This window comes from Paenibacillus fonticola DSM 21315 (assembly GCF_000381905.1).
In the GTDB taxonomy this organism is placed as follows: Bacteria; Bacillota; Bacilli; order Paenibacillales; family Paenibacillaceae; genus Fontibacillus; species Fontibacillus fonticola.
Genome location: NZ_KB907257.1, coordinates 19,388 through 44,737, shown reverse-complemented (window position 1 = coordinate 44,737; position 25,350 = coordinate 19,388). Strand labels below are relative to the sequence as shown.

24 protein-coding genes, 1 pseudogene and 1 riboswitch are annotated in these 25,350 nt (G+C 47.8%); of the genes and pseudogenes, 23 read left to right on the top strand and 2 right to left on the bottom strand.

The genetic code is table 11. The annotated features are described in order from the left end of the window. The first annotated feature begins 4 nt into the window (after positions 1-4). Genes G358_RS0114260 through G358_RS0114240 form a run of 5 tightly spaced genes read left to right on the top strand, consistent with a single transcriptional unit; the run spans position 5 to position 3,823 of the window. On the top strand, positions 5-847 hold the full coding sequence (locus G358_RS0114260; protein ID WP_019637914.1) for a carbohydrate ABC transporter permease: 843 nt from the start codon (positions 5-7) through the stop codon (positions 845-847). Positions 848-876: 29 nt separating this feature from the next. Next, positions 877-1,569, top strand: a complete 693-nt coding sequence (locus tag G358_RS0114255) for an N-acetylmannosamine-6-phosphate 2-epimerase (protein WP_019637913.1) — start codon at positions 877-879, stop codon at positions 1,567-1,569. Continuing rightward, positions 1,566-2,444, top strand: coding sequence for an ROK family protein (locus tag G358_RS0114250; protein ID WP_019637912.1), 879 nt, complete (start codon positions 1,566-1,568; stop codon positions 2,442-2,444). Before G358_RS0114255 ends, G358_RS0114250 begins: the two co-directional genes overlap by 4 nt. Before the next feature lie 11 nt (positions 2,445-2,455). After that, positions 2,456-3,310 carry a MurR/RpiR family transcriptional regulator gene (locus G358_RS0114245; protein ID WP_019637911.1) on the top strand — a complete coding sequence of 285 codons (855 nt, stop codon included), beginning with the start codon at positions 2,456-2,458 and terminating at the stop codon, positions 3,308-3,310. 39 nt (positions 3,311-3,349) lie between these two features. Then, a complete protein-coding gene (locus G358_RS0114240) occupies positions 3,350-3,823 on the top strand; it encodes a NanQ anomerase/TabA/YiaL family protein (RefSeq protein WP_019637910.1) in 474 nt (157 codons plus the stop codon). A 262-nt stretch (positions 3,824-4,085) separates the two neighbouring features. On the opposite strand, the gene G358_RS30210 is transcribed toward G358_RS0114240, so the two are convergent. After that, positions 4,086-5,090, bottom strand: a complete 1,005-nt coding sequence (locus G358_RS30210; protein WP_019637909.1) for a tyrosine-type recombinase/integrase — start codon at positions 5,088-5,090, stop codon at positions 4,086-4,088. Positions 5,091-5,563: 473 nt separating this feature from the next. Further along, positions 5,564-5,660: riboswitch (cyclic di-GMP riboswitch) on the top strand. A 56-nt stretch (positions 5,661-5,716) separates the two neighbouring features. Between G358_RS30210 and G358_RS0114230 the strand changes: the two genes are divergently transcribed. The 15 genes from G358_RS0114230 to G358_RS0114150 all read left to right on the top strand — a co-directional run bounded on the left by G358_RS0114230 (position 5,717) and on the right by G358_RS0114150 (position 21,380). Further along, complete coding sequence (locus G358_RS0114230) at positions 5,717-6,169, top strand: chemotaxis protein CheW (RefSeq protein WP_019637908.1); 453 nt, start codon at positions 5,717-5,719, stop codon at positions 6,167-6,169. Positions 6,170-6,210: 41 nt separating this feature from the next. After that, positions 6,211-7,803 (top strand): methyl-accepting chemotaxis protein, encoded by a 1,593-nt coding sequence (locus G358_RS0114225; RefSeq protein ID WP_019637907.1) that lies wholly within the window; start codon positions 6,211-6,213, stop codon positions 7,801-7,803. Positions 7,804-8,366: 563 nt separating this feature from the next. Then, entirely contained in the window at positions 8,367-8,654 is a 288-nt protein-coding gene (locus tag G358_RS0114215; protein ID WP_019637905.1) for an ankyrin repeat domain-containing protein, read from the top strand. A gap of 3 nt (positions 8,655-8,657) precedes the next feature. Further along, positions 8,658-9,548 (top strand): oxamate carbamoyltransferase subunit AllH family protein, encoded by an 891-nt coding sequence (locus tag G358_RS31315; protein ID WP_019637904.1) that lies wholly within the window; start codon positions 8,658-8,660, stop codon positions 9,546-9,548. 3 nt (positions 9,549-9,551) lie between these two features. Continuing rightward, positions 9,552-11,096 carry an acyl-CoA synthetase FdrA gene (gene fdrA, locus G358_RS0114205; RefSeq protein WP_019637903.1) on the top strand — a complete coding sequence of 515 codons (1,545 nt, stop codon included), beginning with the start codon at positions 9,552-9,554 and terminating at the stop codon, positions 11,094-11,096. A gap of 7 nt (positions 11,097-11,103) precedes the next feature. Next, entirely contained in the window at positions 11,104-12,528 is a 1,425-nt protein-coding gene (locus G358_RS0114200) for a YlbE family protein (protein WP_019637902.1), read from the top strand. Positions 12,529-12,562: 34 nt separating this feature from the next. Further along, positions 12,563-14,026: a cytosine permease gene (locus G358_RS0114195; protein WP_019637901.1), complete on the top strand. Its 1,464-nt coding sequence runs from the start codon at positions 12,563-12,565 to the stop codon at positions 14,024-14,026. Between the two features lie 15 nt (positions 14,027-14,041). Beyond that, a complete protein-coding gene (locus G358_RS0114190; protein ID WP_019637900.1) occupies positions 14,042-14,992 on the top strand; it encodes a carbamate kinase family protein in 951 nt (316 codons plus the stop codon). A gap of 20 nt (positions 14,993-15,012) precedes the next feature. Continuing rightward, positions 15,013-15,468: a nucleoside deaminase gene (locus G358_RS0114185; protein ID WP_026342260.1), complete on the top strand. Its 456-nt coding sequence runs from the start codon at positions 15,013-15,015 to the stop codon at positions 15,466-15,468. Positions 15,469-15,733: 265 nt separating this feature from the next. After that, the gene (locus tag G358_RS0114180) at positions 15,734-17,311 is read left to right on the top strand and encodes a sensor domain-containing diguanylate cyclase (RefSeq protein ID WP_019637898.1); all 1,578 of its coding nucleotides are present in this window, start codon (positions 15,734-15,736) and stop codon (positions 17,309-17,311) included. 132 nt (positions 17,312-17,443) lie between these two features. Beyond that, entirely contained in the window at positions 17,444-18,355 is a 912-nt protein-coding gene (locus tag G358_RS0114175) for a LysR family transcriptional regulator (protein WP_019637897.1), read from the top strand. A 116-nt stretch (positions 18,356-18,471) separates the two neighbouring features. Then, the gene (locus tag G358_RS0114170) at positions 18,472-19,608 is read left to right on the top strand and encodes a 5-methyltetrahydropteroyltriglutamate--homocysteine S-methyltransferase (RefSeq protein WP_019637896.1); all 1,137 of its coding nucleotides are present in this window, start codon (positions 18,472-18,474) and stop codon (positions 19,606-19,608) included. 104 nt (positions 19,609-19,712) lie between these two features. Next, a complete protein-coding gene (locus G358_RS0114165) occupies positions 19,713-19,913 on the top strand; it encodes a hypothetical protein (RefSeq protein ID WP_019637895.1) in 201 nt (66 codons plus the stop codon). Between the two features lie 195 nt (positions 19,914-20,108). Next, positions 20,109-20,264 (top strand): hypothetical protein, encoded by a 156-nt coding sequence (locus tag G358_RS34420; RefSeq protein ID WP_338042704.1) that lies wholly within the window; start codon positions 20,109-20,111, stop codon positions 20,262-20,264. A gap of 120 nt (positions 20,265-20,384) precedes the next feature. After that, positions 20,385-21,380: an ABC transporter substrate-binding protein gene (locus G358_RS0114150; RefSeq protein ID WP_019637893.1), complete on the top strand. Its 996-nt coding sequence runs from the start codon at positions 20,385-20,387 to the stop codon at positions 21,378-21,380. 110 nt (positions 21,381-21,490) lie between these two features. Here the strand turns inward: G358_RS0114150 and G358_RS34570 are convergent. Continuing rightward, positions 21,491-21,684 (bottom strand): annotated as a pseudogene (locus G358_RS34570) (hypothetical protein); the annotation flags it as partial. A 426-nt stretch (positions 21,685-22,110) separates the two neighbouring features. Between G358_RS34570 and G358_RS0114145 the strand changes: the two are divergent. The 3 genes from G358_RS0114145 to G358_RS0114135 are packed head-to-tail and all read left to right on the top strand — an operon-like array spanning position 22,111 to position 25,205. Continuing rightward, entirely contained in the window at positions 22,111-23,157 is a 1,047-nt protein-coding gene (locus G358_RS0114145; RefSeq protein WP_019637892.1) for an ABC transporter substrate-binding protein, read from the top strand. Positions 23,158-23,170: 13 nt separating this feature from the next. After that, positions 23,171-24,178, top strand: a complete 1,008-nt coding sequence (locus G358_RS0114140) for a FecCD family ABC transporter permease (protein ID WP_019637891.1) — start codon at positions 23,171-23,173, stop codon at positions 24,176-24,178. Next, positions 24,171-25,205, top strand: coding sequence for a FecCD family ABC transporter permease (locus G358_RS0114135; protein WP_019637890.1), 1,035 nt, complete (start codon positions 24,171-24,173; stop codon positions 25,203-25,205). Before G358_RS0114140 ends, G358_RS0114135 begins: the two co-directional genes overlap by 8 nt. Positions 25,206-25,350 lie beyond the last annotated feature (145 nt).

Genomic DNA, 25,350 nt, shown 5'->3' with positions numbered 1-25,350 from the left:
CTACATGTCAGTCACCAAGAGAAAGAAAAAAATGGAGAAATTCGATTTCGTATCCAACGTAATCATTACCCTCTTCGCTGTATTAAACTTGTTTCCGCTATATTGGTTGTTTACAAGCTCTCTGAAAAACAGCTCGGATGTCGTAAAGATGCCGCCGGACTGGTGGCCTAAATCGATCACATTCTCCAATTATGTCGATATATTTCAAAACCAGCCCGCATTGCGCTGGACATTCAACAGTATTTACGTATCGGGCGCGACGACGATCTTGGTCATTGTAATCGGCTCGATGGCGGCTTACGCTTTCTCGAAAATCAATTTTAAATTCAGCAATCTCATTTATATTATTTTCGTTTCAAGCTTGATGATTCCGAAGGAGATCATGATCGTGCCGCTATTCCGTATCGTCCAAAATTTTGATATGGTCAATGCATACGGCGGGATGATCTGGCCTAACGTTGCCGGTGCATTCGGGGTATTTTTGTTAAAGGGATTTTTTGATACTACGCCGAACGCTTTAAGGGAGGCAGCGAGAATTGATGGAGCCAGTGAATGGCGGACATTTACAAGAATCATGCTTCCTATTGTGAAGCCGGGTATTGGGGCGTTGTTTATTTTAAATTTTGTTCAAGTCTGGAATGATTATTTGTGGCAACTCGTGGTAGGCCAAGAGAAACTGATGAAAACGCTGATGGTCGGCACCGCAACTTTAATGCAGGATCTTAATCCGAACTTTGCCTACAAAATGGCCGGGGCGACTGTAGCGGCGATCCCGATGCTGATCATCTTCATCTTATTCCAAAGATACTTTACCTCAGGGATTACAGCAGGCGCGGTGAAAGAGTAATTATTATTATAAATATGGAGTGGTTATGAATGAGTGCTGATCATTTGGTTTTGAAAGAGATTCACAAAAAATTAGTAGTTTCCTGCCAAGCACTGCCCGAGGAGCCGCTTCATAGTCCCTTTATTATGGGGAGAATGGCTTATGCGGCTTATCTAGGCGGAGCTGCGGGAATTCGGGCCAATAGTGTGGAAGATATTAAAGAAATCAAGAAAACAGTCAACCTGCCCATTATCGGTATTATTAAACAAGATTACGAAGGATCGGACGTGTTTATTACACCGACGATGAAGGAAGTAGACGCGCTATGTTTGGAAGGTGTTGATATAATTGCGATGGATGCCACGGATCGGATCAGACCCGACGGCACGACGATTTCGGAAGTATTCCCGCGCATAAGAGAAAAGTATAAAGATCAGTTATTTATGGCGGATTGCTCCACGTTTGAGGAAGGCGTACAGGCAGAGGCGCTCGGATTTGATTGCGTCGGAACGACTTTAAGCGGGTATACAGAGGCCACACAGGGCAGGGTATTGCCTGATTTTGATCTCGTCGGGAAGCTCGTCAAGCATTTATCAGTTCCTGTTATTTCAGAAGGCGGCATTTCGACCCCGGAGCAATTAAAAAAAATGTATGACCTTGGTGTATATTCCGCAGTGGTTGGCTCGGCGATCACCCGGCCGATGGAAATTACGCAGCGGTTCATGAAGGCTGTGACAGAATGAGAATATTAGCCGCAGATATTGGCGGAACGAATACAAAGCTGTGCCTTGCCGACGAGCGGGGGGAGTTGAAACAGTTCCAGGAGTATGACACGGAGAGCCGCCAAGGGGGGCCTCATGTGATGGCCAGGTTAATGGATAAGATCGCTGAATATGGCGATTTCGACGCTATAGCGATCAGTACGGCCGGGCAAGTGGATTCGCAAGCAGGAATTATCGTCTTCGCTAACGAAAATATACCTGATTACACCGGGATGAAAGTAAAGGCGATGCTTGAGGAACGGTTCCATAAACCCGTCAAAGTCGAGAACGACGTGAACGCCGCTGCGCTGGGCGAGGCATTTTTTGGCGCAGCCCGGCATTTGAGCGATTTCTTATGTTTGACTTATGGAACGGGGATTGGCGGAGCTATCGTGATCGATCGCAAGATCTATAAAGGGGCGAACGGCGTGGCAGCCGAATTTGGTCATATTTTGACGCATGCTGCAGACGGTAATCGTCATGGGGAGCCGCTTCCTTTTTACGAGAAATTCGCTTCAACGACGGCTTTGGTGCAGAAGGCCAGGCAGGTCGACCCAGACTGCACGAATGGAAAAATATTGTTTGAGAAACTTGGGCAGGGAAGCGGTCAGCTGGAACAAGTTGTACATGCCTGGGTGAATGAGGTCGCCTATGGTTTAGCGTCGATCATTCATATTTTCAACCCTTCGGCTATTATCGTCGGCGGCGGTGTGATGGAGCAGGAGTGCTTGATTCATCTCATTGAGGCAAGAACAAAGGCAATCGTGATGGAAAGCTATCGCGGGGTCGAAATTTTAAAAGCCTCCCTAGGGAATAAAGCAGGGGTTCTTGGAGCGGCATCATTATTTTTGCGATAGGGGGCGAAGCAATGCGTCCGATTAGTATTTTCACTTCCATTCACTCGAAGTATAACAATTTGACAAACACGGAGAAGAAAGTAGCGGACTATGTACTGGAAAATGCCGCGAGTGTAGTTTACATGTCGATTACGGATCTTGCCGATGCGTGCAATGTAGGAGAATCCAGCATTTTTCGATTTTGTAAATCGCTTAGCTATAAAGGATACCAGGAGTTCAAAATTGCTCTGGCCCATAGCACTACCGTAGACAACGAAATCCCTCAGCTGACCGATCAGGTGCTGATGGACGATACGATCGATCAGGTTGCATCCAAAGTGCTGGCTTCAAATATTAGCGCGCTAAACGAGACTTTTAATTTGCTTAATAGCGAGAAAATCAGTGAGGCCATTGATTATTTACTCGGTGCTGAGCGGATTTTGTTCTTCGGCGTCGGCTCCTCCCTTATCACGGCGATGGAGGCGAAGGTCAAGTTCATGCGCATTACGAATAAAGCGGAATGCACCTTTGACTCGCATCTGCAAATGATGTCTGCGGCGTTAATGACGGAGCGGGACATAGCTGTAATTATTTCTTATTCAGGCTCAACCAAGGACAATATTGAAGTGGCGAAAAAAGCGAAGGAGCGCGGCGCAACGGTCATTTCGATTACCCGGTTCGTCAAATCGCCGTTAACGTCGTATTCCGACCTCACGCTGTTATGCGGAGCAAATGAAGGCCCGCTGCAAGGAGGATCTTTATCGGCGAAAATATCCCAGCTTTATTTGCTGGATGTGCTATATGCCGAATATTTCAAAAGATCCAAGGAGCAATCGGTCGTCAACAAGGAGTCTACAGCTGCGGCAGTCAGCGAGAAGCTATTATAGGCAAATTAATTTATCTTTTAATTACGGGGAGATGCGAATATGATTTTAGGCTCATTGGCAACCTGGAAAGACAATCAAAGATTTGATCATAAAGTAATCGCTGAGGCGATTGAAGCGATCCAAAGCATCGTCAGCAATCCGCCGTCTCCTGGGCGCGTCGAGATTCGCGGCGATGAGATCTATGTATCGGTCATGGAACTGGAAGCCAAGCCGCTTGAAGAGCAGGTGGCGGAGAAGCATGAAGCCTATGTCGATGTTCATTATCTGATCGAGGGTGAGGAAATCATCGGATGGGCGCCCTTGGGTGAAGGGGAAGAGCCTGTAAAGCCTTATGACCAAGAAGGAGACTATGCTCTTTATCCGCCTTCAAAAGATGAAGTGCTGCTCACGTTAAAGCCGGGCATGTTCGCTGTCTTTTATCCGAACGATATTCATAGGCCAGCAATGGGAGTGCAGCCGTTAACGATCAAGAAGCTCGTGGTTAAAATTCATGTGGATTTGTTCAAATCCTAAACTGGACAGGGCAGGATAAGATCAGTTCAACTTAACAAAATAAAGGCATCCGATCATCGGCCGTTATCCTAATTAACCGAAGGAGAACGGTCTATTCGTCATGGGAAATGATATTTAATGACGTGAATTAAATTGCTTTGTTGTTGGTTCATTACATTAATTAATCCCCTTGCTCCGTTACCATTTTGCAAAAGTCCTGGCTGCCAGGACTTTTGCATTGTGAGAAGTTCAAGCGGCGGCTAACCCGTACATATAATAAAATTTATTGCTGCTGCCGCATCTTCATTGCCGCTGCCAGATTTTCCTGTTGAATGACTTCCTTCAGGCACTCTTCAACGAAATCGGGGGCAGCCTTTTGTATTTGCTCCACCGTATGTAAATAACGCTGAGTGGTATTGATTTGCGAGTGTCCTAGGTTTTCCTGCACCTGCTGTAAGGAAGCGCCGTGCAGTAAGGCTAGAGTGGCATTCGTATGCCTGAGCCAGTGGGGGGTAACTTTTTTAGTGAAATTACATTGCTCGCGCCCTTCTTGAATGATGCGCTCAACCTGCCGTACCGTTAAGGGAAATAAGCGTCCCGCCGCAGTTCGTCTTCTCGAGTGAAGAGGGGAATAGTGATAAGCCTGCAGCATAGTCCAAAGGGTTGAAGGTACTTTGACTTCCCGCTGCTTCCCGCCTTTGCCATCGACGATCGTAAGCCACATTGACGTTTCAGCAGGATCGGAATGAAAGTCTTCCCAGCGGATAGAGGTTAACTCAGATACCCTAAGACCAAGCATGATTAAGGTTAACCCAATTAAATAGTCGCGGGGATTTTGCTTATAAAGCTGGCTTAGCAGTGCAGTAACTTCATTTTTAGTTAAATAATGGTTTTTGCTATTAATGGAAATTTTGGGTGTGCGGACAGAGGTCGTAGGATTTCGGTCAAACAGCGCGATATTCGGATCACTTCCCCATTTATATAAAGAACGCAAGGGCGCGATTAAACTCGCCACAGTAGCGGGAGCTTGAGGCTGTTTGCTTTTGCTGAAATATCCCTGAACCAAGCCAAGTTTGTATACCTCGACTTCTTTCCATGTCGCTTCCCGCAATGATTTTGTGCCTAGGAAGCTGCGAAACTGGTTAATCGCTTTTTGATAATTTCGCAGCGTATATTTGGAGCCTTCAAAGGATGCCAAAAACATGTCGACAATTTGTTCATCCGAGTGATGTTCACTCTTTTCCATAGGATGCGAAAGCTGGTAATCAATCAAATCTAGCTGCATCATTCTATTTTCCCTCCCCATAATATGAACAAGTTGCAGTACGACCTTCATTGTACTCATCCTGCCGTTGATGTCAAAGAGGAATAAGCCCTCATGTAAATAAAGATGTGCAAAAATAGTAAAAAGAAGTTCTATAGCGGGGAAATAAGGGATTTGGCACAAGGATACAAAGAATTGTAAAATAATTCACAAAGTGCGGTTGCCTGGTTATAAAAAAATGTCGAACAATACATGTTGTTCGACATGCTTTAGATCTATCCTATTTCACTAAAAATAGTCTTTTAGATTCATACTTCCTAATCAACATAAGGCTTACAGCCCTTTCTCCGAGTTTATACTGTTATATTCATGCAATTAACTATTGTGAAATAAGTACTTATGAACTATAATCAAATGGTGATAATCAGCAAAAAACAATAAAAATGTATAGTTAAATGTCGAACAACATGTATTGTTCGAAGTTATCCCAAGTTAACCAAATAGAATGGCAAACTTACCGAAAGGTAAGGACGCAAAGCTAAAGGGGCTACTATGTTTCCGAAATCACGGGCATGATGCCAGCCAGTTGCCGAAATTGAGGAAATCCTCCGTTATTTCGGAGGATTTTTGCTGTGGAAAGGGGGGATGAAATGAGCCAAACGAGTGAACAATACGTTGTTTTTGCTATCAACGGCAATTATTATGGGATTCCTGTACTTGAAGTTTCGGAAATTATTCGGATGCAAACGGTGAATTGGATTCCTAATTCTCGCCGGGAATTTTTAGGCATGATTCAGCTAAGAGAAAAGCTGATTCCCATATTAAGTCTTCATACGATGTTCGGGGAGGCGGAGAAAGAGTTGGATTCCAAGACCCGCATCATTATTATACATACCGGTAAAGAGGTCGACCAGCATATCGGGATTGTCGTCGACGAGGTGAATCAGGTCATGTTTCTCCCTAGGGAAGGAATCAGCTTTCCGCCGCATATGTCCCACCAGGCTTGGCTAAGAGGGATGTTCCATCAGCAGGAGTCACTCATTGTGCTGTTGGATATACAAGCTCTGCTTACGGATGCTAGCGATAGCTATGCTTTTATGTAAATCATCACAATTACTGGAAAATATCGAACGAGGTGTCCTTAATGAAATGGTTTTATAATTTAAAGACGGCAGTCAAGCTAATTAGTTCCTTTGTTGTCATCGCAATTATTGTTACCTTTGTAGGTTTCTTTGGTTTAAACAACATGGATAGACTGAATAAGAGTGTGAACGAGATGTATGACCTTCGACTGCTTCCGATTACTAATGTGATGGATATGCAAATAACGTATCAACGATTACGAAATTATGTACTAAATCTTTATTTGGCTCCAACGCAGCAGGAAAAAGATGAAAACTTGTCCCAGATGGAACAATTCAGAAAGGAGATCGATGCTCGCATTGCGGAGTATGGGAAAAGAACGTTTAACACGACTGAACATGAAGAGTTATATAAAAAAGTAGAGCCTTCATGGTTGCGTTTTGAGAAAGCTGTTGATGAGGCGGTTCAACTCTCTATGACAGGAAGTAATGATCAGTTTATTGCCTTTCTTCATGGCGAATACAAGGAAAGCCGTGATGAATTTAACACAAACCTGGAAAATTTAATTTCATTTAACACCAGGCAGGCGGAGCAAGCCAGCATTGATACGGATGTGCTTTATGCATCCTCACGAACGACTACAATCGTAATTATTATCGCTGCTTTGCTGCTTAGCATTGGCTTCGGATATTTGATATCCCAAGTCATCGCGCGTCCGTTAAATCGTGTGGCCCGGTTAGTGGGAAAAGTAGCGAATGGCGATTTAACAGAAACAGAGGATATCAATACGAAGGATGAGGTTGGACAAGTAGCTGCCTCGATAAATGATATGGTGCTGAGTCTCCGCGAAACGGTAGGCAGCATTCTGACCTCGGCGGAGAGCGTCTCCGCGGCCGCAGAGCAAATCTCCGCCAGCACGGAAGAAATTGCAAGCGGCAGCACAAGCCAGGCCAACGATGCCCAGATGATGAATGAGCTGTTTCGCGAGCTGTCTCTCGCCATCAGTTCCGTAGCCCGCAGTGCTGAGGAAGCTTCCGAGCTTTCGAATCAAACGCTGACGATTGCACAGGATGGCGGCGAAGTGGTTCGTTCGTCGATTGTTGGCATGAACCAGGTCAATGAGCAGATGGCTCTGCTGGAGGAAGATTCGAATAAAATCGGCGAAATTATCGAGGTGATCGATGACATTGCCGATCAAACGAATTTGCTGGCGCTCAATGCAGCGATTGAAGCAGCCCGTGCTGGTGATCAAGGGCGGGGATTTGCCGTCGTTGCCGATGAAGTACGGAAGCTGGCCGAGCGCAGCAGTGAAGCAACCAAACAAATTACTTCCATAATTAAAGGCATGCAGCAAAATACACAACATAGCGTCCGCGCGGTGGAAGAAGGCGTGAATTCTACGCAGAAGACAGGCGAAGCCTTTGAGCATATTATGGCTATGGTCAGCGATTCAGCCCAGAAGGTTGCAGAGATTGCAGCCGCCAGTGAGGAACAGGCCGCGCAATCGTCGGATGTGCTCGCTTCGATCGAGAGTATCTCCGCTGCGACCGAAGAATCAGCAGCGAGCAGTGAAGAAACGGCATCCACTGCGCAATCCTTGGCGGAGCTGGCCGAGGAATTAAATCAATCGGTAGCTACATTTAAAGTCAATTAACGTTTACGGGATTGAATCCGTGGATTAGATACAAACTTCATGGGCCAAAAATTGAATATGAGGCCACTGCGTCTGATGCAGACGCAGCTTTCGCGCCACACAAAGAAGGAACCCCTCATCGGCAAATGGGGGTTCCTTCTTTGTGGTGGCTGTATGAGCGCGATAAGGCAACAACTCTTGCCAGTTTAAAATCCGAAGAAGCGAGCATCTACTTGGATAAAAGCCGGTAGATTTTCAATGCAAGCAACTCTGCAGCAGTTCTTCCGCATCCTTCAGTTCTGTATCCAAATTTCTGGCTATACAATGACGGTCTTGGACGCCAGGACTAAAATATGGTTTGTCATGCTGAACATCGGAAATAAATGTTTCATATTTCACAAAAGATATTTTCAAGCAGGACTTGGAAGCGGCGCACTCGGTGATTACCGTCAATTTTTATTTTACATCGTATCGCGGATCTGACAATAAAGCTTCTTTTTCTACTTCCCTCAAGGATTGACAGTGCGCTAATAGCCAGACAAAGTCTTGATCATAATAGGAATAAATAGAAAGGAGGAACGGACTTGTCTGCCAACCCATTAACAACGAAGTTCATGGAAGCGGCTGCACCCGGAGATGTTGAAGCGATAAAAGAATGTTTGGAGCAGGGTGCGGATGTCAAGCTGGGTTTGGTCAAAATGATGATTAGAGCGAACCCCAAGGTAGATCTCTTAACGCGTTTTGGCGGTGTAGGGCTCACTCCGGCAAACATACAGATGACCGATAAATGTGGAGTGACTCCGCTCGAATTGGCCGGCGGAAAAGGCTGCGCCGGGATTGGGCAAATATTGCTGCAAGCTGGTGCAAGGTAAGGCATGGCTTACACAAGTCAGGCCAAATCCGGGGACAGCCGCTTCATAGAGCTGATACAGCAAGGCCACTTTTGCGGAAAGGTGCACAGCGTTTTTAATCGAACCTTCAACATTCAAAGCGCAGATCAGGGCGAATTGTTCACTATTGCCAGCGAGAGCTTAGATAATGGACCGAATACGCTTGTGACCGATTTGGCACATTTCAGCAAAATACAGCTTTCTGTCCATGATCGCATTGAGGCGATGAATAATAAATTGTACGTTTTGAACAAAATAGAAATAGGTTTTGATCATGTAAAAAAGTGGGACAGTATTCTTCCTCCATTCCCGTTCAATGAACAGCAGTGGCGCCGCCATTTGTCAACAGCAAGAGATGTCATTGAGCAGCATGGAACAGGCGGTGGAATGAAATATCCCATTGCGTCAAGTAATAGCTTCGGTGTCGAAGTATGGAGGCTGCTGTCTGAACGTTCCGGCTTACTCGAGAATGCCTTACTGGAAGGACGGATTGGGCAAGCCATTCAGGAGGCGGTCCGCCTAATTGGTCTTGGCTTTGGACTCACGCCATCAGGCGACGATTATCTTGTCGGTCTATTTGCCGTGATCAATATGCCGCACGGGCCATTTTACGAACACCGGGCACTATGCAGTGAGATCGTAAATGCAGCTTCAGGACAAACAAATGAGATAAGCTACATCACTTTGAAGAAAGCATCCACTGGGGAAGTCAGAGAATCCCTCATCCGATTGCTGCGTGATTTGACAGGCGGCAGCGAGGCGGCCATGGTCCGCTCGTTACAGTCAGTTCTGAACATTGGCTCTACGTCTGGAACAGATCTTGCGACAGGAATCGTATCCGGCCTCGAACTCAGTGCAGAAAAAAGCTGGAGGTAAGGTATGTCAACAAAAATAGTAATCAAACCGAACACTTACTTCGACTCGGTATCGCTAATGTCTTTGTCAACAAAAGCGAACCAAATTGAAGGCGTTGAACAAGCAGTTATCGCAATGGGCACGGAGATGAATAAGGAGGTTTTAAGAAACGTAGGATTAATTACTCCTGAGCTCGAGGCTGTAAATACAGGCGATTTAATGATCGTTGTTAAAGCCGCTTCGGATGAGCTTAGTGAGAATGCATATGCTGAAATCGAGAAATTGTTTACGCAGAAGTCCTCGGCCAAAGGTACGAGTGAAATAAAATACCCGACGATTGACTCTGCAGCGCAGAATATCCCCGATGCGAATTTGGCCGTTATTTCCGTTAATGGGGCATTCGCAGCCAGAGAAGCCCGCAAAGCGCTGGAAAACGATCTGCACGTCATGCTGTTCAGCGACAACGTCAGCATTGAAGATGAGATTGAGCTGAAGAAGATGGCGCATGAGAAAGGCTTGCTCATGATGGGACCGGACTGTGGGACCGCTATTATTGGCAATGTCGGTCTTTGTTTTGCTAATAAGGTTAGAAAAGGGCACATCGGAATCGTCGGCGCATCCGGAACAGGTAGTCAGGAGCTGAGCGTTCGTATTCATGACTTTGGCGGCGGGGTGTCGCAGCTGATTGGAACAGGCGGCAGAGATCTGACGGAGCAGGTAGGCGGCATCATGATGCTGGATGGCATGAAAGCGCTCAATGATGATGAGGAGACGAAGGTGATCGTCCTGATTTCCAAGCCGCCGGCCAAGAGCATCGAGGAGAAAGTGCTTGCAGAAATTCAATATTGCAAAAAGCCTGTCGTCGTCTGCTTCATCGGCGGGTCTGAAGAAGCCGTCATCAAAGCGGGCGGTCATTTCGCGAAGACAACCAAAGAAGCGGCGCTGAAAGCGGTCGTTCTTGCCGGGGCGGACGAGAGTACAATTAACAAACGCGCCTTGAATCTTCCGCTGATCGAAGAGATCAAAGGCAAATTGTCTCCGGAGCAAAAATACATTCGCGGATTGTTCTGCGGGGGTACTTTGTGCGATGAAGCGATGTATCTGGCTATGGAGAAATACGATGACGTATACAGCAACATCCCCAAAACCGAAGAATACCGGGTAAAAGACATAAATGTCAGCCAGGCGCATACGTTTATCGACTTCGGCGATGATGAATATACAAAAGGCAAGCCGCATCCGATGATCGATCCATCTTCTCGCATCGCGAGATTTCTGCAGGAAGCGAAAGATCCTTCCGTAGGCGTTATTCTCATGGACTTTGTTCTTGGCTTCGGCTCCCATGAAGATCCGGTTGGCGTTACGCTGCCTGCGATCGTGAAAGCGAAGGAAGAAGCGGCGAAGGAAGGCAGACATTTGGAAATTTTGGGCTACGTACTTGGTACAGAATCGGACAATCAAAATTTTGCCGGCCAAGTCGCCAAGCTCGAATCCGCCGGGGTAACGATCGCCAGTAGCAGTACGAATGCGGGACTTCTGGCCAGAGGCTTTGTGGAGAAAGGGGAATAACGAGGCGATGAGTAGAATTAACGATTTATTTCAAAGCGATCTTCATGTCATTAACGTAGGCATCGAATATTTCAAAGATGATATGAAACAGCAGAAAGCCAACGTAACGCATTTGGACTGGCAGCCGCCAGGCGGGGGCAAGCCGGAACTGATTAAAGCGCTTGATAAATTAGACAAACCGGAAATATTGGAAAAAATTGAAGCCGCGAACAAAAAGGCGGTGGAACGCATTATCAACTCGCAGCCTGTACTGATCGGTTTCGATCAGGCGATCAACGTTGTGCCCGGGATGACCAAAACGACGATTCTGCATGCCGGACCGCCAATTACGTGGGAGCGCATGAACGGAGCGATGAAAGGGGCGGTAACAGGGGCGCTTGTCTTTGAAGGCTTGGCGAAAGACCTGGAGGAAGCAGCCGAGGTAGCGGCATCCGGCCAAATTACATTCTCCCCGTGCCATGAGCATAACTGTGTCGGTTCGATGGCCGGCATAACATCTCCTTCGATGTTCATGCACATTGTAGAGAACAAAACTTACGGTAACATTGCTTATACAAACCTTAGTGAGCAAATGTCCAAAATTTTACGCATGGGCGCAAACGATGAGAGCGTTATCCAGCGCCTCAACTGGATGCGCGACGTGCTCGGCCCGATGCTGAGGGATGCCATGAAACTGTCGAACGGCATCGATCTTCGCCTGATGCTCGCCCAAGCTCTGCATATGGGGGATGAGTGCCATAACCGGAACAATGCGGGAACAAGCCTGCTCATCCAAGCGCTTACGCCGTTTATTCTGGAAACAGATTACACGAAAGAGCAGAAACGCGAAGTATTTAATTTCGTAGCAAGCAGCGATTACTTCTCCGGCCCAACGTGGATGGCGCTGTGCAAATGCGCGCTGGACGCCGCACACGGCATCGAGAACAGTACAATCGTCACAACAATGGCGCGCAACGGCGTTGAATTCGGCATCCGCGTCAGCGGCATGGCCGGCAATACCTGGTTCACCGGCCCGGCGCAAAAGGTAGTAGGTCCAATGTTTGCCGGATACAAGCCGGAGGATTCCGGTCTCGATATCGGTGACAGCGCGATTACAGAAACGTACGGCATCGGCGGCTTCGCCATGGCTACCGCACCGGCTATCGTTGCTCTCGTTGGCGGCACCGTCGACGAAGCAATCGGCTATTCGGTCAAAATGAAGGAAATTACGACAACGGAAAACCCGAACGTCACGATCCCGATGTTGAACTTCCAAGGCATCGCAACAGGGATCGATATGCGCAAAGTGGTACAAACCGGTATTCTGCCAATCATCAATACCGCGATTGCGCACAAAGAAGCGGGCATAGGTATGATTGGGGCAGGTATAACGCATCCGCCAGTCGATTGCTTTGAAAAGGCACTGCTCGCTCTCAGCGAGAACATCAGCTAACAGATTTCTACCCTAAGATAAGGGAGATAGGGGAATGAAGATGGAAGTCAAAGCAAATGCCGAGTATGAGCAATATAAATCGTATGGGTATGCGGAAGACATTTTGCCGATTCCAGCGGAAAAGCGCGACTGGGGAATTTTCAACTACATCACCGTTTGGATGGGGCCTGTCCACAACATTATGTCCTATATGACCGTAGCCGGTTTTTTCATCCTCGGACTAAATGTGACTCAGGTGTTTCTCGCTGTCATGCTGTCCGCCGCGATCGTGGCAGCGGGATATGCCCTGAACGGATATTCCGCAGCAAAATATGGCCTTCCCTTTGCCATGCTGCTGCGGGATTCCTTCGGGGTTAAGGGTTCTATCATTCCGGCCTTGTGCCGGGGGCTCATATCCGGTCTCGTCTTCTTCGGAACGACGACGGTCGTTGGCGCACAATCGTTCAACGTTATTTTCACCAGAATATTTCCGGATTATATGTCCTGGGGCGGCGGCTTTAATATCTTGGGTCTGGACTTTCCGACGATGCTGTCGTATATCATACTATGGGTGGTTACTGTATTGCTGTTTCTATCCGGTATGAAAATTCTCGGCACGTTCAGTAAATATTCTTCGCCGATCGTTTATGTATTCATTATCGGTGCGGCGATCTGGGCGATCAATATCGCTGGCGGCATAGGTCCGATTATGCAATATGTTCCTTCGACACCGATGTCCAGCCCGCTCGTATTCATCGCTTGCGTCAGTGCGCTCGTATCCAACTGGGCTGGTCCGATCGTGAACATTTCCGACTACACACAGCGGGCTAAGAACATCAAAGCGCCGATGTGGGGGCTGCCGATCGGGTTTATTCTGTCCTATATCCTGTTTGCGATTACTTGTATCGCTTTGATCGTAGGAACGGAAATTGCTTTTGGCGAACCGATCTTTAATATCGTCGATGCGATCGGCAAAATCAACAACACGTTCTCCGTCGTAGTTTTGCTGCTGGCCCTTAACGTAGGGGCGACCGCCTTCGTCGTATTCGGAAATCTGATGCCGGCAGGTCTGCAAATGACCGCGCTGTTTCCTAAAACTTTCAACGTAAAAACAGCCGGGATTTTAACGGCGGTTATCGGTACGCTTATCCTGCCTTGGAAGCTCGTATCCAGCACGACAACATTGTATTTGTTCTACAGCTTTATCGGCTCCATGTACGGACCGATCGCTGGCATTATGTTAGCCAGCTTCTATATTCAGCACAAGAAACGCCTTGAAATGTCGCAAATTTACGTGAAACCGGGTGATGATGGAGGTTATACAGGCGGCTACAACCGCATTGCGGTTATCGTCCTGATCATCAGCTTCCTGATTCCAATGTCCGGCGTGGTATTTACGAATGTTCCATTGTTAGTTACATTAAAAGATTTTGCATTCTTCAGCGGGCTGATAATTTCGTTTGTACTCTACACTTTACTCTATAAGCAAACAAACGAGAAGACACAGGCAGCTAAGTAATTTGGGAGGATTATTGTGGGAAAATTGGTAGTAGTAGCGATTGGCGGCAATTCGCTCGTTAAAGGAAACGAACACGATACGATTCAGGATCAATATGAGGCTGTATGTGGAATTGCCGCCAACATTGCAGATATGGTAGAAGAAGGTTGTGAAGTCGTCGTTACGCATGGGAATGGTCCGCAGGTTGGCTTTACCCTTCGCCGCAGTGAAATCGCGGAAAAAGTAGCAGGCATGCCTGGCGTTCCGCTGGTCAATTGCGTAGCGGACACCCAGGGCGGCATCGGTTACCAAATTCAGCAGGCGTTAACGAATGAATTTATCCGCCGCGGGATGAAGCAGAAGGTTGCCACGGTCATTACGCAAGTCGAAGTGAACAGCGATGACCCGAATTTCCACAATCCGAGTAAGCCGGTCGGTTCCTTCTTTACATTGGAGCAAGCGGAGGAATTGAAGCAGGAGCATCCGGAATGGGTATTTGTTGAAGATTCGGGCCGCGGATACAGACGTGTAGTTCCATCGCCGAATCCGATCGATATTATTGAGAAAGAGGCCATTAAATCGCTGATCGAAGCCGGATACGTTGTTGTCGCTGTTGGCGGCGGCGGAATACCTGTCGTCAAGACGAGCGAGCAGACGTATGAAGGGATCGATGCGGTGATCGACAAAGATTTGGCAACGAGCCTGCTTGCTGAGCAAATCAAAGCAGAAACGCTGGTCATTACGACAGGAGTTCCAAAGGTATTCATTCATTTCGGCAAACCCAATCAGCAAGCGCTGGATGAAATTACGGTCGCCGAAACGAAGCAATATGTGCTTGAGGATCATTTTCCTAAAGGCAGTATGCTGCCGAAAATTGAGGCCAGCCTAAGCTTCCTGGAGCAAAGCGGCTCCAGAGTCATCATCACCAATCCAGAAAGCCTGAAGGCCGCGATCAATAATGAAGCCGGCACGCATATCGTAAAATAACTTGGAGAGGATGTATGAACATGGATTACATGAAGCTAGCAGCAGACAAAACCATCGAGGGCATGGACAACAACATCGGGGGACCTTTCGGCGCTACCGTCGTGCGCGGCGATGAGATTATCGCCGTGTGCAGCAACCGCATGATGGCCGATACCGACCCTTCGCAGCATGCGGAAATGGTCGCGATCAGAGAAGCCTGCAAAACGCTGGGTACGATGGATCTGTCCGACTGCGTCATTTATGCGACCTGCGAGCCTTGTCCAATGTGTGTATCCGCAATTATTTGGTCGGGCATCAAAGAGGTGTACTATTGCAACACGGCCGAAGATGCGGACAAGCACGGCTTCAGCGACATGCATCTGCGCAATTATTTGACAGGCAAAGATAAAAGCGTTCTGAATATGGTGAAGGTGCCGGCTCGTGAAGATTGCGACAACTTATTCGAGCACTTCCATAAACTGCAAGAGAATAAGTAATTAAAAAACATATATCCCAATTTAATTTTCCAGTCCTTTCCTGTATTTTCCTAGCAGGGGAGGATTTTTTAAATATTACTAGGATACCTTCTGGCGTGCGGCGGCGGCCTATCTAAAATCATTGTTTAAAACCACTCGTAAATATGATAGAATTCAACGGATTAGATAAATTTTTGAGTGTTTACGTAACAAAGAATTCCCTCTGTTTTTCATAAAAATAGAGCTGCATTCTTTTTGCCTACATCAGTTGAAATGGGAGACTTGAATGAAAAGAATGAAACTGTCGCTGCGGTATTTAATTGTTTGTGTAGCTCTATTATCTTTTATCTTAACGCTGATTAGCAGCTTGCTAAGCGGTTATGACACGAATAAGCAGACGCTGATTGCCAACACGCTGGAGACGAATCGGATGTATGCGGAGAAGCTGGCGAAGACGACGGATGGCTTCCTTCAGACGACATTGCAAATCTTGAGTGTCAGCGCGGTTGAAATCGCGACGATCATGGACGACGAGGCGGCTCTGCTGAGGGAAGCGGATCGTTTGAAAATGCAAACGCGAACATTCAATTCCGTGGTGATTACCGATCCCAGCGGAAAAGTATTGGCTACATCTCCGCAATCGCTCGATCTTAAAGGCAGAATGCTGACTTCGCCTGGCAGTAAAGAAGCGCTTGAAGAAAAAAGGCCGCTCATTTCGAAGCCGTATACGGGGATCACCGGGCGTTTGATTATTTTTATCTCTTATCCAGTTTTCGATCAGCAGCACAATTATTTGGGGATGGTTGGCGGTACGCTTTATTTGAAGGAAACGAACATTCTTAACGAAATTCTGGGGGAGCATTTCTATAAAGACGGTTCATATGTTTATGTAGTAGACCGAGATGGACGTATCATATACCATCAGGATCAAGGCCGCATCAACGACGTCGTCGACGAGAATCCGGTCGTCAGGAAGCTGATGAACGGGGAGGGGGGCGCCGAACGCGTCATCAACACGATGAACAAGGACATGCTGGCGGGATACAGTTATATTCCTACGGCGGATTGGGGCGTGGTTTCGCAGCGGGAGACGGAATTTACACTGATCCCTGCGAAGGAGATGCTGAAGAAGATGGTCGTCACCTCCTTTCCGTTCTTATTCGTTTCGCTCATCTTCATCATCTGGCTATCCAATAAAATAGCGCAGCCGCTGCATAAGCTGGCCTATTATACCGAAAACAGTACGGAGAAAAATCAGGCGAAGTATATCGCAAAAATACCAGCTTGGTATTACGAGGTCATTCAGTTAAAGAAGGCGCTTGTTCACAGCCTCGCGTTTCTTCATAATCGCATCAATTATTCCACGCATCAATCGAGGACCGATTCACTAACGAAACTGACGAATCGCCGCGGAATGGAAGAGCATGTGAAGAAGTGGCTGGAGGAAGAGAAGCCATTCTCACTTATAATGCTGGATATCGATCATTTCAAGCGGGTAAATGATACCTACGGCCATGCGGCTGGAGATCATGTGCTGCAATTTCTGGCCATGCAGATGGCGGAATCCGTAGAGCCAAATCATATATGCTGCCGTTATGGCGGAGAAGAGTTCGTCATCCTGCTGCCGGGCACAGCGCAGCATAATGCGGTTCAGGTCGCGGAGAGGCTGAGATCGAAGATGGAGAGTACAGTCAGTCCATGCGGCGATATTGTAACGGTCTCCGCGGGAGTGGCTGCATATCCCGATCATGCCTCCGATCTCGATGCGCTTGTGGCTAAGGCGGATTCCTCCTTATATGAAGCGAAGAAGCGCGGGCGCAACCAGATCGTCGCCTTCGAATCGCACAATGTCATACAGGCTTAGTAATCATACTTTAATCCATTTTGATCCATTGTATCAGCCAATTAAAAAATATTACGCAGACAGCCGACCAGGATAACTGGTCGGTTTGTTGCAAAGATGCAATATTCACCACAGTTAAAGGAGGCGTGAAGGATGACCCTTCAGCAGTTGAAATATGTAATCGAGGTAGCTACCCGCGGGTCCATGAATGAAGCGGCAAAGCGCTTGTTCATCTCGCAGCCCAGCTTGTCCAATGCGATCAAGGATTTGGAGGAGGTGCTGCAAATTACGATTTTTGAACGGACGAATAAAGGCATCGTGCTGACGAAGGACGGCGCGGAATTTCTGAGCTATGCCCGTCAGGTCGTCGAGCAGGCGGCGCTGCTGGAGAGCCGTTATTTAAACGTCAAGCCCGCCCCGCAGCATTTCTCGGTCTCGGCTCAGCACTACGCCTTTGCGGTCAGTGCCTTCGTGCAGCTTGTGAATGAGTACGGGCATGACGAGTACGAGCTGGCGATGCGAGAAACGAAGACTTACGAGGTCATCGAGGATGTCAAGCATATGTACAGCGAGATCGGCATCCTGTATCTGAACGAATTCAATGCACAGGTCATCAACCGGCTGCTGGACGATGCCGGACTGCAGTTCACCAGCTTATTCGTGGCGAGGCCGCATATTTTTATCAGCGCCAGAAATCCACTTGCCAAGCAGCCCACCGTCACTATGGATCAGCTCGACGATTATCCGTTCCTCTGCTTCGATCAGGGCGAATACAACTCGTTCCATTTCTCGGAGGAAATTCTCAGCACGCTGTCACATAAAAAGATGATCCGGGTCAACGACAGGGCGACTTTGTTTAATTTGCTGATCGGCCTTAACGGTTATACGATATCCACAGGGGTGCTTAGCGCCGATTTGAACGGCAGCGATATCATTCCTGTCCCCCTGGACTGTGACGAGACGATCAATGTAGGCTGGATTTCTCATCGGAAAATGCCGCTTTCGAAGCTGGGGGCCGCTTATGTGGAGGCACTCAAGGAATCTGTAGCCAAAGATTATGGTTGATATAGGCTTAGACTATAACTAGCTATAGCTAATTAGAGTTACGCTATAACAGTTGTTTCATGGTACCGTATTATTTAACAAATCGATTTGAAATTCACCTCAAGGGAGACAGCAAATTGAGCAGTGTACTTGAAGCAGCAAAGCAAAGAAGCGTAACACCGTTTAGATATGATATGGTAGGGAGCTTTCTGCGTCCGCAAGCATTGAAGGATGCACGGGAAAAATTCCTGAAAGGGGAAATTTCCGCAGAAGATCTGAAACAAGTAGAGGATCAGGAAATCATTAAGCTTGTGGAGAAGCAGAAATCGGTTGGGCTGCAAGCGGTGACGGACGGAGAGTTCAGACGTTCCTGGTGGCATCTTGATTTCATGTGGGATCTCGATGGCGTGGAAAAGGCTGAAGTTGACAAGGGCTATCAATTCCAGGGCATTGAGACGAGAGCGGAAACCGCACGTTTGACCGGGAAAATCGGTTTCTCTTCCCATCCGTTCGTAGAGCATTTTAAATTTCTGAAGGAAGTGAGCGGAGCGGATGTCATCGCCCGCCAGACGATCCCGGCACCGGCCCAGTTTCTAGCCGAGCTGCAGCGCTTTGAGAATATCGAAATTACGAAATCCATCTACTGCAGCGAAGAGGAGTTAATTCAGGATATCGTCAAAGCTTATAGGGGAGCGATTCTGGCCTTCTACAATGAGGGATGCCGCAGTCTGCAACTGGACGATTGCACCTGGGGCATGCTCTGTGATAGGAATTACTGGGCGGCCCGGCAGAAGGAGGGCCTCGGCGTTGAGAATGTCGCCAAACTGTATGCGCGGCTGAATGAGGAGACGATTGCGGGACTGCCGTCTGATCTGACGATTACGACCCACGTATGCCGCGGCAACTACCATTCCGCCTGGGCTTCCTCCGGCGGATACGAGCCGGTGGCGGAGCATTTGTTCGGGATTGACCATATCGCCGGTTATTATCTAGAATTCGACACTGACCGGGCGGGCGATTTCAAACCGCTGAGACATGTGAAGCATCAACAGGTTGTCCTTGGACTGTTCTCTTCGAAGCTCGGGGAGCTCGAAAGCAAGGAGGAGATCATCAGCCGCATCAAGGAAGCCACGGAATACGTGGACATTAATCATATCTGCCTTAGTCCACAGTGCGGTTTCGCTTCCACGGAAGAAGGCAATATTTTGACCGAGGAAGAGCAGTGGGATAAGCTTAGATTTATAAAAGAGGTTGCCGATGAAATTTGGAAATAATATATATAAGGAACAGTTTGACGGTTGAGCGATGGCCGTCAGGCTGTTTTTTTTGCACCTATGTTATAATATTGCTTTATTTTTTGGATCAGAGGTGCCGACAGATGAAAATCATCGATTGGATCGTTAAGTCTTCGGAACGCATCAGTTGGATTGAACTGCTGATCGCGCTAAGGATCGTGCATATATTCTGGTTGCTTCGCAAGCTGTTTACTAAATACTTCTGCTTTTTTGTTGTGCAGATGCTGACAAGAACCGAGCATGTTGCGATGGGGCTGAAGGGGGTTGAGAGGCCGCTGAGCTGAGCATTTTTTTAGTGTGACTGGATTATATCCTGCATCTAAATTTTACTGCCTGCGCTATGGAGCATACATATTTCTATCGATCGCCTGTACCGCAGCATGGCCATTATTCTGGCAGGCTTGGGAGTGTACAATGTGTCCGCAGCGTCATCAGAAGACGATAATGGTGAAATTCAGAGAAACGAGAGCAGTTAGAGTATCTTTATATCTTTTTTCACGAACACAACGGTTTGGGCCGAGTATTTGAAGGTATGGCAGGAAATAAACTTGACCATCATGCCAATTTCAGAGGAGGAAGGAATCAAGCTGGCCTATCCTGTACAGCGGATATTCCTTGAAGAGGCCCCGGCGTAAGGGGGGATGCATGCACGCAAGTTTGAAAATGAATTGGATTGTATCTCCTCCAAATTCAGGTTATACTATCATTAATGAAAATAATTATCATTATCAGCTAGACAGTGAGGAGATTCAGGAATGAAGAGAAACAGAAGATCAAAATATGGTTTTGCAGCGGTTTTGTTGAGCTTGACATTGTTGCTAAGCGCCTGTTCCGGCGGATCAACCCCAGCCAGCACGAATGGCAACGCAAACTCTGCTTCCGGAGGAAATCAAGTCGAGGAGTCCCAGCCGGCGGAGCGTGTGCTTACGGATTCATTAGGCCATGAAATGAAGGTTCCGGCCAATCCCGAACGGATCATCGCTTCATATCTGGAGGATCATCTCGTAGCGCTAGGCGTCAAACCGGCAGCCCAATGGTCCGTGGCAGAAGGCAAGACGGTGCAGAACTATTTACAATATGAGCTCAAGGATGTGCCGACGATTCCGTTCGAACTTCCTTATGAAGCGGTTATGAGCTTCGATCCTGATCTAATTCTGATCGATAGTGCCGAAATGGTAGCCGGAGATAAATATGAGCAGTACTCGAAAATAGCTCCTACATATGCCGTAGGTACAGAGCAGAACAATGACTGGAGGGGAGAGTTGCTTGCTGTCGGGGAAGTATTGAATAAGGCTGAAGAAGCCAAAAAAGCTCTAGCGGATTACGATGTGAAGGCGCAGGAGGCAAAGGAGAAGCTGCAGGCAGCCATCGGCGAGAAGTCGGCAGTTGTCCTTTGGCCGCTCGGCAAGAGCACGTTCGTTGTTCATGAGAAGTTCTCCAGTGGGGATGTCTTGTATCGTGATTTGGGCATGAAGGTACCAGCCATCGTACAGGAAATAGCAGCCTCGGCTACGGCGAACTGGAATGAGATTTCGGCGGAGAAGCTGGCTGAGCTGGATGCGGACTATATATTCATTGTCAGCTCCGCTGTGCCGCTGGAAGAACTGCTGGCCGATCCGATCTGGGCCGGGCTTCCGGCAGTGAAGAACGGACAGATTTATGAATTTGATAATGAATCGAGCTGGCTGTATACCGGTGTAATTGCGAATGGAAAAATTATTGATGATGTATTGGACAGTATTTTAAAGTAGGAAAAGTAAGTTATACGGAAAGCTGCTGTACCTAAAGTAGTTTTTTCAAAGCAGGAACAGATGAAATGAGTTACCCTATTTCACTTTTACGAAAGGCGCAAGTTCTCGGGCTATATCAGCCCCGGAACTTGCGCTTTTTGCTTCATGTTGGCCCATTTGAGCATATTATGGGCACGTGAAAACCACCGGACCTCGATCTTCAGGCTTACCTTGGGCAGGCCGCGAAGCAGGAATCGCCGAAATCCTCGGTGCCGAACCCTCGGTTTTGTTTTATTTGCCCAAACACGCTCTCCGGTTCAATCATTCATCGAAACTTTACTTACCCTACACCCTTTTAATAGTTCAACATTTATCTTAATGGATTTATAGTAGTTAGTTTCTGCGGCCAAGAAGGATATGTAAATTTAAATGGATTTCATGTCGTTAGAAGAAGGAAAGTTGCCAATTATAGTGGATTCTTTGATTATAGCTGCATAAAACCCATCTAATCCCCTTAAGCATTCATTTTTGAGCATATTAGATACATGAAATCCATCTACTTTACGAGTTATACGATCTTTGCTTGTCTTGGAAGCATCGTATCAGGGCCAAGTGGAAATTGTCCAAATGCAATCCGGATTTAGTCCATGTTCCATTCGGTGGCGGCGGACTATAATCTTTAATTGAGAATGATTATCGATGATAATAGATACAATCTCAAGGACGATCAAATATGAGGGGAGAGCAAGACATGTTAAAGAAATTATCAATTTTAGTTATAGCGCTGGGGGTAATGGTTAGTTTAGCCGCGTGTGGAACCAAGGAAGAGACCAAGCCGGCTAACGCAGGCGCAGCCAATCAGCAAACGGCAAATTCCGCTTCTTCAGACGGCAATTCCACAGCCAAGGACGGTAATTCCACGGCCCAGGACGGGGATGCTTCGGCTGAGGCGAGAACGATCAACTATTTAGGACAGGAATATACGGTGCCGGCCAAGGTCGAGAAAATCGTCATTACCGGTTCGGTGGAGTCGATGGAGGATGCTCTCGTACTCGATGTTAAGCCGGTTGGCGCGCTGACGATGGGCGGTTCGTTCGAGCCGCTATTCGCAGGAATTACTGATGGAGCGGTTGCGATCGGAGAGAAAACACAGCCGAATCTCGAAACGATTCTGAAGCTGGCGCCGGACGTTATTTTAGCCAGTACGAAGTTTCCTGCTGAGACGCTGGAGAAGCTGGGCAAAGTTGGACTCACGATCCCCGTATCTCACATTTCCACAGATTGGGAAGCGAATTTGAAGCTGCTTGCTGAGCTTACAGGCAAGGAAGGGCAATCGGACGAGGTGCTTAAGACGTACAAGCAAGAAGCCGCTGAATTGAAGGAGAAAATCGGACCAACCCTTCAGGGCAAAAGTGTACTTATGATCCGTTTGCGTTCAGGCAGTATGATGATCTACCCGGAAGACGTCTTCTTTAATCCGTCGCTCTATGGGGATCTGGGGGCTGACGTGCCGGAGGAAGTGAAACAGGCGAAGGCGCAGCAAATGATTTCGCTGGAGAAGCTGTCCGAGATGAATCCGGATTACCTGTTCGTGCAATTCTCGGAAGCAGAGAACAAGGATAAGCCAAAAGCGCTGGAAGAATTGCAGAGCAACCCGATCTGGAGCAGCATTAATGCGGTGAAGAACGGCAATCTGTTCGTGAACATTGTAGATCCCAGCGCCCAAGGAGGGACGGCTTACAGCAAAATCGCGTTTCTGGAAGCCGTGAAGAACAGCAAATTAGCTGAAGCGAAGTGACGGAGGCGGGGATATGCGGGCAAGGCGTTCTACAGCTGTCCTAATACTCGGAAGCTCGCCGATTCTGATCGTGCTTACGATCTTGTTATCCGTGCTGTATGGCGCAAAGAACATCGACTTTAGCACGATTCGCGAAGCGCTGTTTCATTTCGATGCGGGGAATGTGGATCATCAAATCATCATCCATTCCCGATTGCCTAGAGTCGTTGGGGCACTGCTTATCGGAGCTTTCCTCGCCATATCCGGGGCATTAATGCAGGGGATGACAAGAAATTATCTTGCATCCCCTTCTATTATGGGCGTCTCGGACGGTTCGGCATTTGCCATTACGCTCTGCATGGTATTTATGCCGGACTCGACCTCGGTGGAAATGATCCTGTATTCCTTTATCGGCTCAGCGCTCAGCATCGTGATCGTCTTCGGGCTTGCTTCGCTGCTGCCTGGCGGTTTATCGCCGGTTCGGATGGCGATTCTGGGCACGATCATCGGCACATTTTTGAGCAGCTTGTCTGCGGCGATTGCGACTTACTTTCAAGTTTCGCAAAATATTAGCTTTTGGTACAACGCGCGGTTGCATCAACTGAATCCAGAGCTGATCAAGCTGGCGATCCCGTTTGCCGTTATAGGCATTGCGCTAGCCATTTGGCTGTCCAAATCTATCACCGTGCTGAGCCTTGGGGAAGAAATTGCCCTTAGCCTCGGACAAAAAACAAAGCTGATTAAATTCGCGACTATGCTGACTGTCGTCATTTTGACGGGAATCTCGGTAGCTCTAGCGGGAAAAATCGGTTTTGTCGGTTTGATCGTGCCTCATATCGTCCGTTTCCTGACCGGTGTGAATTACAAGTGGATCATTCCTTGTTCCGGCGTCGTTGGCGCGCTGTTTCTGGCGCTTTGCGACGTTCTTAGCCGGTTTTTGAATTATCCCTATGAAATGCCGATCGGCGTAGTTACGTCCCTGCTTGGCGTTCCTTTTTTCCTTTATTTAATTCGATCCAGGGGGGACGGGAAGCGTGAATAAAAGAAACAATCAACGTTTTGCCGGGGTGTTTATGATCGGGCTTGCCCTGGTTCTAGCGACAGCGTATATCAGCCTGACGAATGGCACCTTCGATATAGGCATCCGGGATGTCGTCCGTACGCTGCTGCGGATTCATCCACAGCCGGATCACGATTTGGTTATTTTCGAATTTCGGCTGCCGCGCATCGTCATTGCACTGCTAGTTGGAGCAGGACTAGGCATGGCTGGCGCCGTCATTCAGAGCATTACCCGCAACGGTCTGGCCGATCCCGGCATTTTGGGGATTAATTCCGGCGCAGGGGCGGCGATGGTTATTTTTCTCTTTTTTTATCAAGGGCATATTCGCGGTGGCGGGTGGCTGTCCATTTTGGCGATGCCGCTCTTTGGTTTGGCAGGCGGGCTTATGGCCGCGATATTGATCTATATTTTCTCCTGGAAAAACGGCCGTTTGGAGCCGCAGCGGCTGCTGCTTACAGGCATCGCTATCGCCTCGGGGCTAAGCGCCGTCTCCCTTTATTTGACGTTGAAAATGAACCCGGGGGATTTTGAAATGGCTGCTGTCTGGAATATGGGCAGTATTTATAACGCCAACTGGAAATATATTATTTCCATGTTTCCCTGGCTCTTGCTTCTTTCCCCGCTCATTGTGTGGAGGTCGTATATTCTCGATTTATTCCAGTTGGATGAAGACAGCGTAATCAGCGTGGGGATTGCTTCAGAAAAAGAAAAAGCCTTGCTCCTGTTGGCCAGCATCGGCATTGTCAGCGCCTGTGTATCCGTCTCGGGCGGGATCGGCTTCGTCGGATTGATGGCCCCGCACATTGCAAGGCGCCTTGTTGGCCAGGCGCACCGGCACATGCTGCCGGTTTGCGGCGTAGTGGGGGCTCTGCTGGTCATGATGGCGGATTATATCGGCAGGATGGCATTTGCCCCGGCGGAGCTGCCGGTAGGTGTCGTTATAGCGTTGCTCGGCGTGCCCTATTTCATATTTCTGCTATATAGAGCCAAGGGCCGGGGCATTTCCTGAATTTCTGGCTCAGCTTTTATGAGAATCGTTCAGTTTGTATAAAAAACAATTTTACAAATGTGTATTGTAGCGTCGAACAACCTGGGTTACAATGAGATGAGCAAACGAGAATGATTATCATTGTTATATTTGAAAATAAAGTGGA

Coding starts and splice junctions, on each gene's coding strand:
- G358_RS0114255 (WP_019637913.1), top strand. CDS start 877: ATGAGTGCTGATCATTTGGTTTTGAAAGAGATTCACAAAAAATTAGTA.
- G358_RS0114165 (WP_019637895.1), top strand. CDS start 19,713: ATGAAAATCATCGATTGGATCGTTAAGTCTTCGGAACGCATCAGTTGG.
- G358_RS0114140 (WP_019637891.1), top strand. CDS start 23,171: ATGCGGGCAAGGCGTTCTACAGCTGTCCTAATACTCGGAAGCTCGCCG.
- G358_RS0114225 (WP_019637907.1), top strand. CDS start 6,211: ATGAAATGGTTTTATAATTTAAAGACGGCAGTCAAGCTAATTAGTTCC.
- G358_RS0114240 (WP_019637910.1), top strand. CDS start 3,350: ATGATTTTAGGCTCATTGGCAACCTGGAAAGACAATCAAAGATTTGAT.
- G358_RS0114195 (WP_019637901.1), top strand. CDS start 12,563: ATGAAGATGGAAGTCAAAGCAAATGCCGAGTATGAGCAATATAAATCG.
- G358_RS0114145 (WP_019637892.1), top strand. CDS start 22,111: ATGTTAAAGAAATTATCAATTTTAGTTATAGCGCTGGGGGTAATGGTT.
- G358_RS0114245 (WP_019637911.1), top strand. CDS start 2,456: ATGCGTCCGATTAGTATTTTCACTTCCATTCACTCGAAGTATAACAAT.
- G358_RS31315 (WP_019637904.1), top strand. CDS start 8,658: ATGGCTTACACAAGTCAGGCCAAATCCGGGGACAGCCGCTTCATAGAG.
- G358_RS0114250 (WP_019637912.1), top strand. CDS start 1,566: ATGAGAATATTAGCCGCAGATATTGGCGGAACGAATACAAAGCTGTGC.
- G358_RS0114175 (WP_019637897.1), top strand. CDS start 17,444: ATGACCCTTCAGCAGTTGAAATATGTAATCGAGGTAGCTACCCGCGGG.
- G358_RS0114180 (WP_019637898.1), top strand. CDS start 15,734: ATGAAAAGAATGAAACTGTCGCTGCGGTATTTAATTGTTTGTGTAGCT.
- G358_RS0114230 (WP_019637908.1), top strand. CDS start 5,717: ATGAGCCAAACGAGTGAACAATACGTTGTTTTTGCTATCAACGGCAAT.
- fdrA (WP_019637903.1), top strand. CDS start 9,552: ATGTCAACAAAAATAGTAATCAAACCGAACACTTACTTCGACTCGGTA.
- G358_RS0114150 (WP_019637893.1), top strand. CDS start 20,385: ATGAAGAGAAACAGAAGATCAAAATATGGTTTTGCAGCGGTTTTGTTG.
- G358_RS0114260 (WP_019637914.1), top strand. CDS start 5: ATGTCAGTCACCAAGAGAAAGAAAAAAATGGAGAAATTCGATTTCGTA.
- G358_RS30210 (WP_019637909.1), bottom strand. CDS start 5,090: ATGATGCAGCTAGATTTGATTGATTACCAGCTTTCGCATCCTATGGAA.
- G358_RS0114200 (WP_019637902.1), top strand. CDS start 11,104: ATGAGTAGAATTAACGATTTATTTCAAAGCGATCTTCATGTCATTAAC.
- G358_RS0114185 (WP_026342260.1), top strand. CDS start 15,013: ATGGATTACATGAAGCTAGCAGCAGACAAAACCATCGAGGGCATGGAC.